Genomic DNA, 16,962 nt, shown 5'->3' on the forward strand with positions numbered 1-16,962 from the left:
GCCGACCCCCCTCCCGAAACCCCCGGCCGGAACCGCCCGCCCATGCCGCTCGACCAGGCCCGCACCAACTGGACCGGCGTGATGTTCGGGTTTCTGCTGGCGTCGCTGGCGGCGTTCCAGCAGTTCAAGCTGCCGCCGATGCTGCCGGCGATGCTGGCGGAGTTCGGCTATCCCAAGATGCTCGCCGGCGGCTTCATGTCGGTCTACGCGGTGATCGGGCTGGCGATGTCGCTGGCGCTCGGCGGGCTGATGATGCGGATCCCGACCGGCGCGATCCTCGGGCTCGCCTTCGTCACCGCGATCGCCGGCAACGCCCTGGCGCTGGCCATGCCCGGCGACGCCTGGATGGTGCTGGGCTCGCGGGCGCTGGAAGGCTTCGCGTTCGCGGTGTTCGCGATCGCCGGCCCGGTCTACGCCAACCGCAACGCCTCGGCGCGGCACCTGCCGCTGGCGATCGCGCTGACCGCGATCTGGATCCCGGTCGGGCAGATCGCCGCCAACCTGCTGGTGCCGGTTGCCGAGATCACGGTCGGCTGGCGGATCGCCTGGCTGGCGACCGCCGGCGCGACCGCGGTGATGGCGGCCTGGACCCTGGCGATCCGGGCGCGCGGCGGCACCGATCTCGACCTGCGGCGCCGTCCGGCCGCCGGCCAGGCGCCGATCCGCGGCGAGGAGCGCTGGGCGCTGAGCCTGGCGGCCCTGCTGTTCACCCTGTGGTCGGCCCAGTACTTCGCCTACATGACCTGGCTGCCGCAGTTCCTGGTGGAGGCGCACGGGCTGGAGCCGGGACTGGCGACCCTGGCCTACTCGGTGCCGGTGGCGACCCTGATCGTGGTCGGGCTGGCGACCTCGACCTGGATCCGGCGCGGCGCCGCGGTCGGGCCGCTGCTGGCCGGCTCGCTGGTGCTGCAGGCCGGGGTCTGGTGGGCGATGCCGTGGACCGACGGGCTGGCCGCCGGTGTCGCGTCGCTGCTGGTCTACGGGATCGGTATCGGCGTCACGCCGGTCTGCCTGTTCGCCATGCCGAGCACCATCCTGGGCGCGCGCCGGGCCGGGCCGGGCGCGTTCGCGACGATCATGACCGGGCGCAATCTCGGGGTGCTGATCGGGCCGGTGCTGCTGCCGGTGGTGCTGACCCTGCCCTGGGGCTGGAGCTCGAGCGGACCGGTGTTCGGCGCGATCACCACGCTCGACGCGATCGGCGCCGTGCTGCTGGCGCTCGGCCTCGCACGGATGGGCCGGCGGGGGCCGGATTGACGGCAACAGGGGCTAACATCCGTTCCGGTTACGGAACGAGCCGGTAGCCGCCGGAATCGGTGACCAGGATGCTGGCCCGCTGCGGATCCGGCTCGATCTTCTGGCGCAGCCGGTAGACGTGGGTCTCCAGCGTATGCGTGGTGACCCCGGCGTTGTAGCCCCAGACCTCGTTCAGCAGGGTCTCGCGCTTCACCATGCGGTCGCCGGCCCGGTACAGGTACTTCAGGATCGCCGTTTCCTTCTCGGTCAGGCGGACCTTCCTGTTGCGGGTCTCGTCCAGCAGGATCTTGGCGGCCGGCTTGAAGCTGTACGGGCCGATGGTGAAGACCGCGTCGTCGCTCTGCTCGTGCTGGCGCAGCTGGGCGCGGATCCGGGCCAGCAGGATCGCGACCTTGAACGGCTTGGTGACGTAGTCGTTGGCCCCGGCCTCCAGCCCGAGGATGGTGTCGGCGTCGGAATCCTGGGCGGTCAGCATGATGACCGGGGCCTTGACCCCGTGCTTGCGCATCAGCCGGCACAGCTCGCGGCCGTCCATGTCGGGCAGGCCGACGTCCAGCAGGATCAGGTCGTAGTGGGTGTCCTTGACCGCCGCCAGGCCGTCGGCCGCGGTCGCCGCCTCGGCGGTGACGAACTCCTCGTGGAGCTGCAGCTGTTCGGCCAGGGTCGAGCGCAGCGCGTCGTCGTCGTCGACCAGGAGGATCTTGCGTCCGCTCGTCATGCCGTGTTCCCGCCCCGATTTGCCTGCGTCACGGACCTCAATGCTCCGCGGCAGATAATGTAACGCCACACCGGCCTCAAGGCTCGACGTCGATTCCCTTCCAGAACGCCACCGCCCCCTCGATCCGTCGGGCCCGGCGCTTCGGCGCCTCGTAGGACCAGGCGGCGGCCGGCTCCAGCCGGTCCCCGACCCGGACGTCGTAGTAGGTCGCGACCCCGCGCCACGGGCAGACCGTGCGGGTCGCGCACGGTTCCAGGTGCTCTATCCGCACGGCGGCGCGCGGGAAGTACACGCAGCCTTCGATGGTCTCGACCGTCTGGCTCTCGGCCAGCACCACGCCGTTCAGGGTCGCTCGCGCCATCTCACGATCCGGTGTCCCGGTTCCGCCTCTCAGAAGCTCGGCGCCAGGATCAGCCGCAGCATCGCCTGGCACAGCGGGTGATGCGGGTCGCCGAACGCCTCGAGCGCGGTGAAGTGGTTGCCGCCCGGCACGTCGACGCTCTCGACCGGCTGCCGGGCCGCCTTCAGCGCCGCCACCAGCCGGTCGCGCTGGCCGAGGTACTCGGGCCCCTCGTCCATGCCGACGGTGGCGATCAGCGGCGGCAGCCGGCGCTCGCCCGGCTCGAGCGCCTCGGCCAGCGCGATCGGGCTCAGCCCGGCGACGTCCTCGGCGCGCAGGTGAAGCTGCTCGTTCAGGTAGCTGAGGCGGATCGGCTCCAGGTCGTGCAGCCCGGACACGCTGCAGCCGCCCTTCAGCAGATCCGGCACTCCGGCCGGCCCGGTCATCAGCGCCGCCAGGTGGCCGCCGGCCGAATGCCCGGCCACGAACAGCCGGCGCGGGTCGCCGCCGATTCCGGACGCGTTGGCGTGGATCCAGCCGAGTGCGGCACGCACGTCGTCGGCGACGTCGGCCACCGTGACTTCGGGGCACAGCCGGTAGCCGATCGACACGAAGGTGATGTCGGCGGCGACGTAGGTCGGCGCCAGGAAGTGCACCAGGGTGCGGTCGCGCGAATGCCAGTAGCCGCCGTGCACGAACGCCAGGATCGGCGCGTCGCCGCGCGCCGCCGGGAACACGTCGACCGCCTGCCGGGGATGCCCGCCGTAGGCGAGGTCCAGGTCGCAGGACAGCAGGCCGCGCGCCTCCGCGCCGGCCGCCATCCAGCGCTCGGCGATCGCACCCGACTCCGGGACCTTGCGGCGGTTGTCGTACTGGGCGTCCAGGCCCGCCTGGTCGTAGGAACCGTAAACCTGCATCACCGTCACCTGCCGGACATCGGGGCGGCAACAGTAGCGGAACCGAATCCGATGGGGCAATCCGATGGGGCAATCGACCGGGCAATCCGGCGGCACCCGACGAGTTCTCTTGATTCCCGGCCCGACCTCCTCAATATGCGCGCCATGCCGAACGACCCCTCCCCCGCCGTCACCGCGCCGCGCCCGGGCGATCAGCTGGCCGTCGACCGCGGCGTCGCCGAGCTGCGGCGCGGCGGAACGGTCGCGGTGCGCGGCGGTCCCGAGCGCGACCGCCTGGCCCTGGCCGTCGCCGCCGAGATGATCACCGACGAGGCGGTGGCCCGCTTGCGGGTGCTGGCCGGCTCCGACCCGGTCCTGGCGATCACCCGCAACCGCGCGGCGGCGCTCGGCTCCGGCGGGTCCGCCCCGGTGGTCTCGCTGACCCTGCCGGCCGGCATGCCGGCCGACCGGATGGCGGCGCTGGCGGATCCGACCACCGGCCCGGTCGAGACCCGCGGCCTGACCACCCTGCCCGAGCCCGAGACCGGCCCGGCCGCCGCGGCGGTCCGCCTGGCCAAGCTCGCCCGGCTGCTGCCGGCCACCCTGGTCGCGTCGGTTCCCGACGTGCCGGCCGACCGGATGGAGGCCTGGGCGCGCGACCACGCGCTGCTGCTGGTCGATTCCGACGCCATCGATACCCATCGCCGGGCGGCGGCGGCCCGCCTGGTGCGGGCGGCGGCGGCCCGGGTCCCGCTGGCCGACGCCGAGGATTGCGAACTGATCGCCTTCCGTCCGCTGGACGGCGGGCTGGAGCACGTGGCGATCCGCATCGGCAGCCCCGACCCGGACCAGCCGGTGCTGATCCGCCTGCATTCGGCCTGCCTGACCGGCGACCTGCTCGGGAGCCTGCGCTGCGACTGCGGCGACCAGCTGCGCGGCGCGATCCGCGCGATCGCCGAGGCCGGCGGCGGCGTGCTGCTGTACCTCGCCCAGGAAGGCCGCGACATCGGCCTGATCAACAAGCTCAAGGCCTACAGCCTGCAGGATCTGGGCGCCGACACCATCGACGCCAACACCATGCTCGGCTACGACGACGACGAGCGGGTGTACTTCCCGGCCGCCGAGATGCTCGAGCAGCTCGGCATCCGGCGGGTGCGGATGATGACCAACAACCCCGAGAAGATCGGCCAGCTCGCGGCCTGCGGGGTCGAGGTGGTCGAGCGGGTCCGGCACGTGTTCCCGTCCAACCGCCACAACGAGCGCTATCTCGAGGCCAAGGCCAGGCGCTCGGGCCACCTGTTCTAGCGCCGCGCATCCGGGTCCCCGCACGCTGGCACACGGCTTGCGTCTCTTCCGGCGACGGAAGGAACGCACCCATGACGATCTTGCCCACCGCCGACCCGACCACGCCGCACGCCGCCAAGCCGAGCGCAGCGTCCCAGACCGTCTGGAACGGGCCGCGAACCACGCCGGACGGCGACCTCATGCCGGGCGAGGAGCCGACGGCGGCCGGAGCCGCGCTCGGGTTCGGGGACTTCCTCGACGTCATCAACCCCCTGCAACATCTGCCGGTGGTCGGCACGATCTACCGGGCCCTGACCGGCGACACTATCGGCGAGGCCGCCCGCATGGCCGGCGGCGCGCTGTACGGCGGCCCGTTGGGGGTCATCGGGGCTCTGGCCAACGTCGTCGTCGAGCGCGAGGCCGGCCAGGACATCGGCGGCGCCGCCATGGCGTGGCTGACCGACGAGCCCGATGCCGGCGGCGATGCCGCGACCGCCCTCGCCGACGCCCGGCAGCCGAAGACCCTGGCGGCCCCGATCAACGCCGCGCCGGTGACGGTCGCGGCCGCCAACGCCTCGCCGCAGGCCGTCGCCGCCCGGGCCGCGGCGGCCGCCGGGCCCGACGCGACGCCGGCCCGGACGGCGGACGCATCGCCGGCCCAGGCCGCGCACCCGACCACCGACTTCCAGGGCCGCAGCGCCGACCGGCTGGACGCGTTCATCCGGCAGGCCAATGCCGTCCGGCGCAACAACCCGCTGGCGCCGATGCACCGGGCCGAACCGCCGACCACCCGCCCGGCCCTGCCCGGCAGCATCGATCCGACACGGTTGCAGGCGACTGCCCTGAAGCCCCCGGGTATCGGCGACCCGGCCACCGCCGGCCAGCCGGCGGCCGGCGGCCGGGGCGGCCCCGGCACGGCGTCCGACGGCGCCGAACTGGCACTCGCCGGCGGCGACGCCAGCAGCGTCAACCAGTGGATGTTGCGGGCGCTCGACAAGTACGAGCATATGCGCAAACAGGAATCCAGCTGACCGACCGGAGTCGTGGTGACCCTGCTGAGCGTCCGCGCCGCCTACGGTGCCACCCGCGGCACGCTCGCCGTCGGCGAGCGGATGCGGCCGTGCGCGCTCGGGCGGGCCGGCCTGACCGACCACAAGCGCGAAGGCGACGGCGCGACCCCGATCGGCCGGTTCCCGCTGCGCCGCCTGTTCTACCGCCCGGACCGCGAGGCCCCACCCGCGACCGGCCTGCCGGCCCTGCCGCTGGCCGAGGATCTCGGCTGGTGCGACGATCCGGCCGAGCCGTCTCTGTACAACCGGCTGGTCCGGTTGCCGTTCGCGGCCGGCCATGAACGGATGTGGCGCGACGACGGGCTGTACGACCTGGTGGTCGAGATCGGCTACAACGACGCCCCGCCGCGGCCGGGATCCGGCAGCGCCATCTTCCTGCACCTGGCCCGCCCGGACTGGGCGCCGACCGAGGGCTGCGTCGCCATGGAGCGTGCCGACCTGCTGGCGGTGCTGGCCGCCATCGGCCCCGAAAGCCTGATCGACATCGCCGCGATCTGACGGCACTACCGGCGCCGATAGATAGTCCTACTCGTAGTGCCTCGCCCCGAAAATCGCCGTTCCGACGCGGACATGGGTAGCCCCGAGCCGGACCGCGTCCTCGTAGTCGCCGCTCATCCCCATCGACAGCCGGGTCAGGCCGTGGCGCTTGGCCAGCTCACGCAGCAGGGCGAAATGCAGGGTCGGGTCCTCGTCGGCCGGCGGGATGCACATCAGCCCGACCAGCGGCAGGCCATGCTCGACCCGGCAGGTCTCGATGAACGCGTCCGCGTCGGCCGGCAGCACCCCGGCCTTCTGCGGCTCCTCGCCGGTGTTGACCTGGACGTAGCAGTCCGGCCGGCGACCCTGCCTGGCCATCTCCTTCGCCAGCTCGGCCGCCAGCTTTGGCCGGTCGACCGTCTGGATGACGTCGAACAGCGCTACGGCCTCGCGGGTCTTGTTGGACTGCAGCGGGCCGATCAGGTGCAGCTCGACGTCGGGATAGCGCGCGCGCAGGGCCGGCCACTTGCCCTGGGCCTCCTGCACCCGGTTCTCGCCGAACACCCGCTGCCCGGCGGCCAGCGCCGCCTCGACCCGCTCGACCGGCTGCACCTTGCCGACCGCGATCAGCGTCACCTCGTCCGGATCGCGCTCGGCCTCGGCCGCCGCCGCGGCGATCCGGGCCCGGACCGCCGCGAGGTTCCCGGCGACCTCGGCTTCGACGTCGCTCATGCCTCGTCCTCCTGCTGGTCGTATCCGTAGCGCCGGATCTCCTCGGCCAGCATCCGGGCGATCGGCTCCATGGCGAAATCATAGCGCCGCCAGCGGTCGAGCGCCGTACGGTAGATCGGTTGGGTCACCTGGGCGGCGCTCGGCGTCGCCAGGACACCGCGCTGCCGGGCATGCTCGTGGAACCGGGTCACCGCATCGTCCCACGGCAGCTCGAGGAAATCGAGGATCCGGGCCGCCTGGCCCGGCAGGTCGGCGACCAGGTCCTCGTAGCGCACCGCGAGGCGCGGCGGGTCGAAGGCGGCGGCGTAGCCCTCCCACACCCCGAGCGTCGCCCGGTACAGCCGGGCCGCCGCTTCGAGGCTGGTGAACGAGGCCATCCAGGTGTTCAGCTGGAAGCTCTGCATGAAGCAGGACAGCACCACGTCGCAGGGATGGCGGAGGGCCAGAAGGAACCGCGCCTCCGGGAACACCGCCCGGATCAGCCCGGCATGCACCAGGTTGAGCGGCATCTTGTCGACCATGTAGCGGGTCGGCGCGGCCGGCAGGAACCGCGCCATGCGATCCCGGTACCATCGGCGCATGTCCCGGCGCTCGGCCGCGGCCAGCTCCGCCAGCGCCTCGGGGTAGCGGCGGCCGGACACCGTGAACCGGGCGATCAGGCCGGCCACCAGCGGCCGCTCCTCGACCACCGAGACGTCCGGGTGGGCGTCCAGCACCTGGTCGAGCAGGGTGGTGCCGGAGCGCGGGAAGCCGACCAGGAACAGCGGCGTCGGCCCGTCCTCCTCGGCCCCGGCGGCCGGCACCGCCGGCCGGCCGGCGGCATACAGCCGGCCGAGCGCTTCGATCTGCCGGTGGGCGTGCTCCGGGTCCAGGTAGGGTGGCGCGGTCGAGCGCTGGGCGGCGTTCGCCTCGACGAAGGCCGCGAACGCGTCGCGCGCACGGCCGGCCGCTTCCAGCGCCTGGGCGCGTTCGAACAGCACCGGATAGCGGCGGGCCGGGGCGGTCTCGCGGGCGAGCCAGCGGTCGGCGACGGCCAGCGCCTCGTCCGGGCGCCGGCGCCGGCGCGCCAGCCGGACCGCGAGCTGGACCGCCGGGGTGTGTCCCGGGCCGGCGGCCAGGGCGCGCCGGATCCAGCGCTCCGCCACCGCCAGATCGGCCCGGTTGTCGGCGAGCTCGGCGACCGCGGTCGCGGCCGACCCGTCGCCCGGGCCCAGCACCGCCGCCCGCCGGGCCGCCCGCCCGGCCAGCCCGGCATCGCCTTCGGCCCGGGCGGCGGCCGCGAGCTGGCGGTGGAACGCCGCGGTCGCCGGAGCGCCCGCGATCCCTTCGCCCAGCACCGCGATCGCCCGGTCGGACTGGTCGAGGTCGACCAGCAGCCCCGCCAGGTTGATGCGCGCCTCGACCGACGGCGCCAGCGCCAGCGCGGTCTCGAGATGCCGGGCGGCCTCCTGCCAGCGCCCGGCCGCCCGGCAGGCGGCGCCCAGGTTGGCGTGCATGGCCGCGTCCCTGGGCGTTTTGGCCAAGCCGGAGCGGTAGGCGTCCGCGGCCTCTTCGTGGCGCCCGAGCTCGCACAGCGCGTCGCCCCGCAGCCGGGCGATCGCCGGGTGCGAGCGGGCCGGCTCGGCCAGCGTGTCGAGGCACTCGAGGGCGCCGGCGGCGTCCCCGAGACCGAGCCGGAGCTGCCCGAGATTGGCCAGCAGGTCCGGGTCGCGCGGCGCCTTCCGCCGGGCCGCCTCCAGCAGGCGCACGGCGGTCGCCGTCTCGCCCGCGCGGGCCTCCAGCATGGCCAGCCGGTACAGCAGCCCCGGCGGCACGTCGGCGGCCGACGCCAGGGCCCGGTAGTGCGGCCGCGCCGCCGTCGGATCGCCGGCCGCGACGGCGCGGTCGATGCGGGCGCGGAGGGTCGGGGACAGTCGGCTCGCCATCGCCGGGTCAGACCGTCGGGCGGCCCTGCTTGTCGAGATAGCCGAGCTCGCGCAGCACCTCGCCATGCACGTCGATCAGGCGGGCCACCTGGTCCTGGGACAGGTGCTGGCGCCAGCCGCCGACCCGGCCGGAATGAAAGAATACGTGGTCCGCGCGCACGCGCTCGCGGAAGCCGGCGGCCCGCTCCTGGCGCGACACCTCCTCGAAGCTGCTGAACTTCACCGCCTTGGCCACCCGGTCCGGGCCGGCCGGCAGGTTCAGGAACTTCACGACCTTCTGGAAGGCCTTCAGGGGCTTGGCCTTCATGTCCTCGTAGCGCAGCACCAGCGGCTGGAAGCCCGGCACCGTGGTCCAGGAGCGGTAGTGGTCCCACCACGGTCCGAGGATCTGGAACACCGCCGCCGCGGTCGTCGGCGTCTTCATCGCCGGCGAGCAGATCGCCTCCACGGTGTCGGCGACGCTGCGGTCGTAGTGCCGGGCCAGCGAGACCGTGACGTCGAACACGTTGCGGACGATGTAGATGGCGCCCATCGAGTAGGCCAGATGGATCAGCGGCCGGCCTTCGTAGTCGGCCAGGATGTTGTGGGTCTTGACGATGCTGGTCTCGGGCCGGTTCGCGAGATGGCGCTGCAGCGGCTCGCGCAGCGCATGCAGCGCGGCGTCGTCCATCCCGGCCACCGGCCGGCCGGCGATGCGCTCGTACAGCGGGATATGGGCGTCGCCGAAGCCGACGACGTTCAGCTCGTTGATCGACACCGGCCGGGCGGCGTCGCGGAACAGGTTCTCGAGGAAGATCCGGACCCAGGTATTGCCCGACTTCGGATACGACGCGAGCCAGAGGATGCCGCCGGCCATTGCCGCCTCAGACGTGGATCGGGAACACCACCCGATTGTCGATCAGGGTCTTCAGGAGCCGTTCGCCGGCCGGGCCGCGCGCCCCGTGGGCGGCGTTCAGCTCGGACAGCCAGAACACCTCGCGCTCCACGATCCAGTCGAACATGGCGCGATCCTCCGCCGGCACGGCGATCTCGCCGCCGTCGCGGGTGCGCGCCAGCGTCCCCTCGACCGCCGGCCGGTGGCGCGACACGTAGAAGTAGCGGTCGCCGCTGCGGTCCGGGAACCGGTAGCCGGTGACCTTCTCGAACACCCGGCCCTGCTGGTAGTCGATCACGCCGTCGACGAACGCCGGATCGCTCAGCGTCGCCTTCACATGGTCGCCGACTGCCGCCAGGTACGCCGCCAGCTCGGCGCGGTCCTCGAAGTGCGGCAGCCGCCTGCGCAGGAACTCCTGCTTCGGCGCCTCGCTCGCCAGCATGCTGACCACCGTGAACCCGACCAGGGGTGCCGCCCCGAAGGACAGGTGCAGCGACGCGGCGTCGGTCGCGAGCGCGTCGTGGTAGACGCCGCGCGGCAGGTACAGGATGTCGCCCGGGCGCGTCGTGATCTGCTGGGCGACGCGGCCCTTCATCCGGTCGTGCTGTTCGGTGGTGAAGTCGCTGGGCCGGATGCCGGGCGTGAAGGTCGCTTCCCGGAACCGCCCCTCGTAGATGTTCCAGCGCTTCTCGCCTTCGATCTGGATGGCGATCACGTCCATCGTGTCGAAATGCGAGGCGTAGCCCGGCACGCTCTGCCAGGAGCAGTACATGTTGCACGAGGTGTGGGTGCCGAACAGGCGCTCCAGGCAGCGGGTGACGGCGGCGATCTCGGGGTCGATGCCCTCGAGGAAATCCAGCACGAAGGTGGCGCCCTTCTGCAGCAGGGCGGTGACCCGCTGGCGGTCGGGCCGCAGGTTCTGCTCGCCGGTCCGGCCGATCCCGGGCCGGCAGTATTCGCGGGGCTCCAGGACCCGGCCGGCGAGCGCCATCTCCACCGAGTGGCCGTCCCACAGCTTCGGGCGCTCCAGCAGGTCGTTGACCTTGGCCCAGGAAAACAGACGGCCGACATCCTGCACGGAGCCGGCCTCGTGATAGACGCGCTGGTCGAGATAGTCCCGCACGAAGGTCTGACGGTCGATCGCTTTGAACAGCCGATCGAAGTCGACATCCATGTCAGCTCTCCCCCTGGTGACGCCGACCCCTTTTAGGCTGCCCGATCCCCAAATGGAAGAGGAGCCGCCCGAAGGCGGCTCCTCCCCGAACTACACGTAACCCGTATCTCAGATCAGAAGCTGAGCTTGATACCGGTGACGAAGTAGGTGGCCTCGATCTCGCTCACGCCGGTGTCGTTCGACTCGAAGTTGGCGTGGCCGAGGGTCGCCGCAGCGGTGACGCCCGGGCCGAGGGTGTAGTTGGCCGACAGGTGAACAGTGCTCTGCTCGGCGTGGCCGGTGGTCACACCCGCGGTGGTGGTGCCGTCGCGCTCACCGTTGAAGTAGGTGAGGCTGACGCCCAGCGGGCCGGTCGAGTAGGCGACGCCGATGTTGTAGCCGTCGCCGTTCGAGCCGTTGGTGTTCTCGTCGGCGTTCGCGTACGACGCGCCGAACGAGAAGCCGCCGAAGCCGATGTTGGCACCGACGTTCCAGGCCTCCGGCTCGTTGCTGGAGCCGGTCGCGCTGTTCATGAACTTGCCGTAGCCGCCGGAGATACCGACCGACGCGCCAGCGAAGTCACCCTTGAAGTTGGCACCGATGGCGACCATGTCGGTCGCCGCCGCGTTCCGGTCCGGGCTGGTGTTGCTGTCCTGGGTGCCGTCCGGCGAGTAGGACACACCGACCTGGAAGCCGCCGAAGCGCGGCGTGTAGTAGGTCAGCTTCTCGGAGTCGTTGGCCTGACCCGGCTCAGCGTAGGTCGAGCCGTACGGGTTCCGGAAGTAGCCGCCGGTCGAGATGCCCGACCCGGAGACGCCGGCCCAGTCGATCTGGTCACCCGAGTTCAGGGTGATGCCGTAATCGGTCGGGGCGTAGTGCATCTTGTACATGGCAGAGTTTTCGGAACCGAGATTGATCTCGCCGAAGCTGCCCTTCACGATCAGATACGACTCGTCGATCTGGTCGCCGGTGTTGGTGTTGGCCTCCAGCTGGACGTTGACACCGAACTCGATGCCGTTGTCCAGGGTGGTCGAACCGGTGAAGTGGATTTCCGAGTCCGACTTGACGTCGAAGCCGTCCAGATCACGGGTCGAACCGGACTGGTCGACCGTCGCGTAACCAATCCACTGCTCCATGTAACCGCCGACCTTGGCCGAAATCTTTTCGGCCGCCGAGGCGGGGCTGGAGGCGATCATGCCCGCGGCGACGATCGCCGTCGTGCCGAGAAGAACCTTCTTCATTCCCCTACTCCCGAGTTCGAGGTGTTTTCCGGGCACGCGACGACGTCTTTGCTTGACGGAGTCCGTCATCCGACGTTGTGTCGCCGCGTCGCCGGTATTGCTATTCCGGCGCTTCGGCACCGTCAACAAACCTCGCCACTGAGCCGGTGCAAAACTGTCTCATTGTGACGAAAATGCCACAACCCGTTGGCCGGCCCCGTTGCTGGGGCGATTGCGTGGCGCAACGGCCACCGGTAATACAAGGGCCAAATGTCGAGGACCCGTGTCATGACCCGCAGGACATCAACGACCATCGCGTTCGCCGCCGCCGCCCTGCTCGTCGCCGGCTGCGCCGACGTCCCGGTCGAATACTCGTACCCGACCACGGGGCCGGGCGGCAAACCGACCTACGAGAAGCAGGAGAAGCTGACCGGACCCGACGGTCTGGACATCTTCTCGCTCGGCAAGGGCAGTGCGCCGGACACCGGCGGCGGCGGGGTCGCGGTCAACGCGTTCCTGTGGCGGGCCTCGCTCGACACCCTGTCGTTCATACCGCTGTCCTCGGCCGACCCGTTCGGCGGGGTCATCATCACCGACTGGTATACCCCGCCGCAGTCCCAGGGCGAACGGTTCAAGATCACCGTCTACATCCTCGACCGCGCCCTGCGCTCCGACGGCGTCCGGGCCAACGTGTTCCGGCAGCAGCGGACCCCGGACGGGCAGTGGATCGACGCCGCGGTCGAGCCGAAGCTCGGCAAGGACCTGGAAGACGCGATCCTGACCCGGGCCCGGCAGATCCGGATCCAGCAGACCGCCTCGTGACCCGGCGGCGGGGACCGCCCGCCGGTCCCGCCCCCGATCTTCCGCCGACCCCGTATTCGAAAGACCGACCGCATGGCGCGCTACAACGTCAAGGAAACCGAGTCCCGCTGGCAGCAGCGCTGGTCCGAGGCCGGATGCTTCGAGGTCGAGGCCGACCCGGGCAAGCCGAAATACTACGTGCTGGAGATGTTCCCGTACCCGTCGGGCCGCATCCACATGGGCCACGTGCGCAACTACACCCTCGGCGACGTCGTGGCGCGCTACAAGAAGGCCAAGGGCTTCAACGTCCTGCACCCGATGGGCTGGGACGCCTTCGGGCTGCCGGCCGAGAACGCCGCGATCGAGCGCGGGGTCCATCCGGCCGGCTGGACCCGGGAGAACATCGAGGCCATGCGCGAGCAGCTCAGGGGCATGGGCCTGAGCTACGACTGGCGGCGCGAGGTGGCGACCTGCGATCCCAGCTACTACCGCCACGAGCAGAAGATGTTCCTGGACTTCCTGAAGGCCGGCCTGGCCTACCGGAAGGAGAGCTGGGTCAACTGGGATCCGGTCGAGAACACCGTGCTGGCCAACGAGCAGGTGATCGACGGCCGCGGCTGGCGGTCCGGCGCCCTGGTCGAGAAGCGCAAGCTCAGCCAGTGGTTCCTGCGCATCACCCACTACGCCCAGGACCTGCTGGACGCGCTGGAGGGCCTGGAGCGCTGGCCCGACAAGGTCCGGCTGATGCAGCACAACTGGATCGGCCGGTCGGAAGGCGCGCGCGTCCGGTTCGAGCTGGTCGGCCGCGACGACGTCCTGGAGATCTTCACGACCCGCCCGGACACCCTGTTCGGCGCCAGCTTCTGCGCGGTCTCGGCCAATCATCCGCTGGTCGCGGAGTTCGCCGAGAAGGACCCGGCCCTGGCGGCCTTCGTCGCCGAGTGCAACCGCTCCAGCACCAGCGAAGCCGACATCGAGACCGCCGAGAAGAAGGGCTACCTGACGCCGCTGCGGGTCCGGCACCCGTTCCGCGACGGCGTCACCCTGCCGGTCTACGTCGCCAACTTCGTGCTGATGGAGTACGGCACCGGGGCGATCTTCGGCTGCCCGGCGCACGACCAGCGCGACCTGGACTTCGCCCGCAAGTACGAACTCCCGGTGATCCCGGTGGTGCTGCCGCCGAAGGCCGACCCGGCCGCCTTCGCGGTCGGCGACGAGGCCTATGTCGGCCCCGGCACCATCTACAACTCGGACTTTCTCGACGGCATGGAGGTCGAGGCCGCCAAGGCCGCCGTCGCCGAGCGGCTGACGGCGATCGGCCGCGGCGAGGGCACCATCACCTGGCGGCTGCGCGACTGGGGCGTGTCGCGCCAGCGCTACTGGGGCTGCCCGATCCCGATCATCCACTGCGAGTCCTGCGGACCGGTGCCGGTGCCGGAGGACCAGCTGCCGGTCACCCTGCCCCAGGACGTCGACTTCGACAGCCCGGGCAACCCGCTCGACCGGCACCCGAGCTGGAAGCACACGACCTGCCCGAGCTGCGGGGCCGACGCCCGGCGCGAGACCGACACTTTCGACACCTTCTTCGAGTCGTCCTGGTACTTCGCCCGGTTCGCCGACGCCCAGGCCGAGACCGCGTTCGGACGCGCCGAGGCCGACTACTGGCTGCCGGTCGACCAGTACATCGGCGGCGTCGAGCACGCCGTGCTGCACCTGCTGTACTCGCGGTTCTTCACCCGGGCCCTGCGCGACTGCGGCTATCTCGGCATCGCCGAGCCGTTCGCCGGCCTGGTCACCCAGGGCATGGTCTGCCACGAGACCTACAAGGGCCCGGACGGCAAGTGGCTGTACCCGTCCGAGGTCGCCAAGGGCGACGGCGGAGCCACGGTCACCGTCGACGGCGGCAAGCCGGTGACGGTCGGCCGCGTCGAGAAGATGTCGAAATCGAAGCGCAACACCGTCGACCCGGCGAACATCATCGACGCCTACGGGGCCGACACCGCGCGGCTGTTCATGCTGTCGGACAGCCCGCCGGAACGCGACCTGGAGTGGACCGAGGCCGGAGTCGACGGCGCCTGGCGCTACCTCAACAGGCTGTGGCGCGCGATCACCGAGTCAGATATCGCATTGCCGCCGCCGGGGACGCCCAAGCCGACCGAGCTGTCGCCGGCCGCCGAGCAGGCCTGGCGGGCCTGCCACAAGACCATCCTCGGCGTCGCCGACGCGATCGAGCGGTTCCGCTTCAACACCGCGGTGGCGCAGATCCGCGAGCTGACCAACCTGCTGTTCGCGCTCGACGGCAAGGGCGCCGGCGAGGCCTGGGTGCTGCGGTTCGGCTGGGAGACCGCCGTGCGCCTGCTGGCGCCGATGATGCCGCACGTCGCCGAGGAGCTGTGGGTCCGTCTCGGGCACACGACCATGCTGGCCGAGACGCCCTGGCCGGACGCCGATCCGGCGCTGGCGGAGGACGAGACGGTCACCATCGCGGTGCAGATCAACGGCAAGCTGCGGGCCACCATCGAGGTCGCCAAGGACACCGGCAAGGACGCCCTGATCGAGCAGGCACTCGGGCATCCGAACGTCCAGAAGCAGCTCGACGGCAAGCAGCCGCGCAAGGTGATCGCGGTACCCAACAAGATCGTCAACCTGGTGGCCTGAGATGGGCTGGCCTGGAACCGTCGGGCGCCGCTCGCTGCTGGGGATGCTGCCGGCGCTGCTGGCGGGCTGCGGCTTCCAGCCGCTGTACGGCAGCGGGCGCGGCGGCCCGGCGGCGACCCCGGAGATGGCGCAGATCAGCATTCCGCCGATCCCGGACCGGGCCGGCCAGATGCTGCGCAACGAACTGCGCGACCGGCTGGTCCCGACCGGGCTGCCGGACAAGCCGCGCTGGCGGCTGGACGTGTCGTTCAAGGAGACCAAGAACGACCTGGTGATCCTGCGCGACGCCACCGCGACCTTCGCCAAGTACGTCGGCGACGCCAAATGGGTGCTGGTCGACCTCGCGACCGACGCGCCGGCGACCAAGGGCCAGTCCCGGCGGATCGCCAGCTACTCGATCAGCTCGTCCGAATTCGCCTCGCTGCAGGCCGAGGAGGACGCCCGTCGCCGCGTGGTCACCGGCATCGCCGAGGACATCCGCCTGCGCCTCGGGCTGTTCTTCAAGCGCGGCGGATGAAGGTCCAGCCGCGCGAGCTCGACGGCTTCGTCAAGCGGCCGCCGGCCGGGCTCCGCGGCGTCCTGGTCTACGGGCCCGACGGCGGCAAGGTTCGGGAGACCGCCGAGCGTCTCGGCCGCACCGTGGTGGCGGACCTCGCCGATCCCTTCAACGTCACCGTGCTGTCCGGCGAGGAGGCCGAGGCCGATCCGGCCCGGCTGGCCGACGAGGCCGCGGCCCGGTCGCTGATGGGCGGGCGCCGCCTGGTCCGCCTGCGCGACGCCCGCGACCGCACCGCCGACGCGCTCGGCAACGCCTTCGACGGGCCGGAAACCGACACCCTGATCGTGGTCGAGGCCGGCGAGCTCAAGGCCGGGACCGGCCTGCGCAAGCTGTTCGAGGACAAGCGCACCGACCTGGCGGCGATCGCCTGCTACGCCGACGAGGCGCGCGACGTCTCCCGGGTCATCCGCGAGACCCTGGAGGCGGCCGGCGTGCGGATCGCGCCGGACGCCGTCCAGCTGCTGTCGGAACGGCTCGGCAACGACCGCATGGCGACCCGCACCGAGATCGACAAGCTGGCGCTGCTGGTCGGGCCGGGCGGGACGATCGACCTGGAAACCGCCATGGAGGCGGTCGGCGACAGCGCCGCCCTGGAGATCGACGCCCTGGTCTCGGCCGCCGCCGAGGGCCGCCCCGACGGGATCGTTCCGGGTCTGGACCGGGCGTTTCGCCAGGGCGAGTCGCCGATCCGGGTTCTGCGCCAGGCCCAGGGATACTTCCAGCGCCTGCACTTGGCGGCCAGCCGGGCGGCCGAGGGCCGGAGCCCGGCCGATGCGGTCAAGTCCTTGCGGCCGCCGGTGTTCTTCAAGGCCGTCGAGCCGATGACCCGGCAGGTCGCACGCTGGAATCCGAGCGCGCTGGCGGCCGCCCTGGCCCGCCTCGGCGAGGCCGAGATCCGCTGCAAGACCACCGGGTTTCCGGATCAGGCGGAATGCGGGCAGGCCCTGATCGACGTCGCCCGCATGGCCCTGCGGGCCGCCCGCCGCAGCCGCTGAGCC

At 71.7% G+C, this 16,962-nt stretch carries 16 protein-coding genes; 8 read left to right on the plus strand and 8 right to left on the minus strand.

Going from position 1 to position 16,962, the window contains the following annotated elements:
• Window positions 1-42: 42 nt before the first annotated feature.
• Window positions 43-1,257 carry an MFS transporter gene (locus tag IE246_RS00795; protein ID WP_189987000.1) on the plus strand — a complete coding sequence of 405 codons (1,215 nt, stop codon included), beginning with the start codon at window positions 43-45 and terminating at the stop codon, window positions 1,255-1,257.
• Between the two features lie 28 nt (window positions 1,258-1,285).
• Here the strand turns inward: IE246_RS00795 and IE246_RS00800 are convergent, their stop codons facing one another.
• The 3 genes from IE246_RS00800 to IE246_RS00810 form a co-directional block, all read right to left on the minus strand.
• Entirely contained in the window at window positions 1,286-1,975 is a 690-nt protein-coding gene (locus tag IE246_RS00800) for a response regulator transcription factor (protein WP_189987001.1), read from the minus strand.
• Window positions 1,976-2,051: 76 nt separating this feature from the next.
• Complete coding sequence (locus tag IE246_RS00805; protein ID WP_189987002.1) at window positions 2,052-2,336, minus strand: DUF427 domain-containing protein; 285 nt, start codon at window positions 2,334-2,336, stop codon at window positions 2,052-2,054.
• A gap of 29 nt (window positions 2,337-2,365) precedes the next feature.
• Window positions 2,366-3,232: an alpha/beta hydrolase gene (locus IE246_RS00810; RefSeq protein WP_189987003.1), complete on the minus strand. Its 867-nt coding sequence runs from the start codon at window positions 3,230-3,232 to the stop codon at window positions 2,366-2,368.
• Window positions 3,233-3,376: 144 nt separating this feature from the next.
• On the opposite strand from IE246_RS00810, the gene ribA reads away from it, so the two are divergent.
• From ribA to IE246_RS00825, 3 genes are all read left to right on the plus strand, one after another.
• The gene (gene ribA / locus IE246_RS00815) at window positions 3,377-4,516 is read left to right on the plus strand and encodes a GTP cyclohydrolase II (RefSeq protein ID WP_229836180.1); all 1,140 of its coding nucleotides are present in this window, start codon (window positions 3,377-3,379) and stop codon (window positions 4,514-4,516) included.
• A gap of 71 nt (window positions 4,517-4,587) precedes the next feature.
• Window positions 4,588-5,526: a hypothetical protein gene (locus IE246_RS00820; protein ID WP_189987005.1), complete on the plus strand. Its 939-nt coding sequence runs from the start codon at window positions 4,588-4,590 to the stop codon at window positions 5,524-5,526.
• Window positions 5,527-5,541: 15 nt separating this feature from the next.
• Window positions 5,542-6,063, plus strand: coding sequence for a L,D-transpeptidase family protein (locus IE246_RS00825; RefSeq protein ID WP_308434469.1), 522 nt, complete (start codon window positions 5,542-5,544; stop codon window positions 6,061-6,063).
• Window positions 6,064-6,090: 27 nt separating this feature from the next.
• On the opposite strand, the gene IE246_RS00830 is transcribed toward IE246_RS00825, so the two are convergent.
• From IE246_RS00830 to IE246_RS00850, 5 genes are all read right to left on the minus strand, one after another.
• A complete protein-coding gene (locus IE246_RS00830) occupies window positions 6,091-6,774 on the minus strand; it encodes a YggS family pyridoxal phosphate-dependent enzyme (protein WP_189987006.1) in 684 nt (227 codons plus the stop codon).
• Window positions 6,771-8,699 (minus strand): tetratricopeptide repeat-containing sulfotransferase family protein, encoded by a 1,929-nt coding sequence (locus tag IE246_RS00835; protein WP_189987007.1) that lies wholly within the window; start codon window positions 8,697-8,699, stop codon window positions 6,771-6,773. The genes IE246_RS00830 and IE246_RS00835 overlap by 4 nt, the downstream gene beginning before the upstream one ends.
• Before the next feature lie 7 nt (window positions 8,700-8,706).
• A complete protein-coding gene (locus tag IE246_RS00840) occupies window positions 8,707-9,555 on the minus strand; it encodes a sulfotransferase domain-containing protein (RefSeq protein ID WP_189987008.1) in 849 nt (282 codons plus the stop codon).
• Window positions 9,556-9,562: 7 nt separating this feature from the next.
• Window positions 9,563-10,747, minus strand: a complete 1,185-nt coding sequence (locus IE246_RS00845) for a JmjC domain-containing protein (RefSeq protein ID WP_189987009.1) — start codon at window positions 10,745-10,747, stop codon at window positions 9,563-9,565.
• A gap of 113 nt (window positions 10,748-10,860) precedes the next feature.
• Window positions 10,861-11,967 (minus strand): porin, encoded by a 1,107-nt coding sequence (locus tag IE246_RS00850; protein ID WP_189987010.1) that lies wholly within the window; start codon window positions 11,965-11,967, stop codon window positions 10,861-10,863.
• A gap of 267 nt (window positions 11,968-12,234) precedes the next feature.
• Here IE246_RS00850 and IE246_RS00855 point away from each other — a divergent pair, with 267 nt between their 5' ends.
• The 4 genes from IE246_RS00855 (at window position 12,235) to holA (ending at window position 16,959) form a co-directional block, all read left to right on the plus strand.
• Window positions 12,235-12,768, plus strand: a complete 534-nt coding sequence (locus IE246_RS00855; RefSeq protein ID WP_229836182.1) for a DUF3576 domain-containing protein — start codon at window positions 12,235-12,237, stop codon at window positions 12,766-12,768.
• Window positions 12,769-12,840: 72 nt separating this feature from the next.
• Window positions 12,841-15,405 carry a leucine--tRNA ligase gene (gene leuS / locus IE246_RS00860; protein ID WP_373297838.1) on the plus strand — a complete coding sequence of 855 codons (2,565 nt, stop codon included), beginning with the start codon at window positions 12,841-12,843 and terminating at the stop codon, window positions 15,403-15,405.
• A 1-nt stretch (window position 15,406) separates the two neighbouring features.
• Window positions 15,407-15,922, plus strand: a complete 516-nt coding sequence (gene lptE / locus IE246_RS00865) for an LPS assembly lipoprotein LptE (protein WP_189987012.1) — start codon at window positions 15,407-15,409, stop codon at window positions 15,920-15,922.
• Window positions 15,919-16,959 carry a DNA polymerase III subunit delta gene (gene holA, locus IE246_RS00870; protein ID WP_189987013.1) on the plus strand — a complete coding sequence of 347 codons (1,041 nt, stop codon included), beginning with the start codon at window positions 15,919-15,921 and terminating at the stop codon, window positions 16,957-16,959. The genes lptE and holA overlap by 4 nt, the downstream gene beginning before the upstream one ends.
• Window positions 16,960-16,962 lie beyond the last annotated feature (3 nt).

This window comes from Thalassobaculum fulvum, from assembly GCF_014652915.1.
Lineage (GTDB): Bacteria > Pseudomonadota > Alphaproteobacteria > Thalassobaculales > Thalassobaculaceae > Thalassobaculum_A > Thalassobaculum_A fulvum.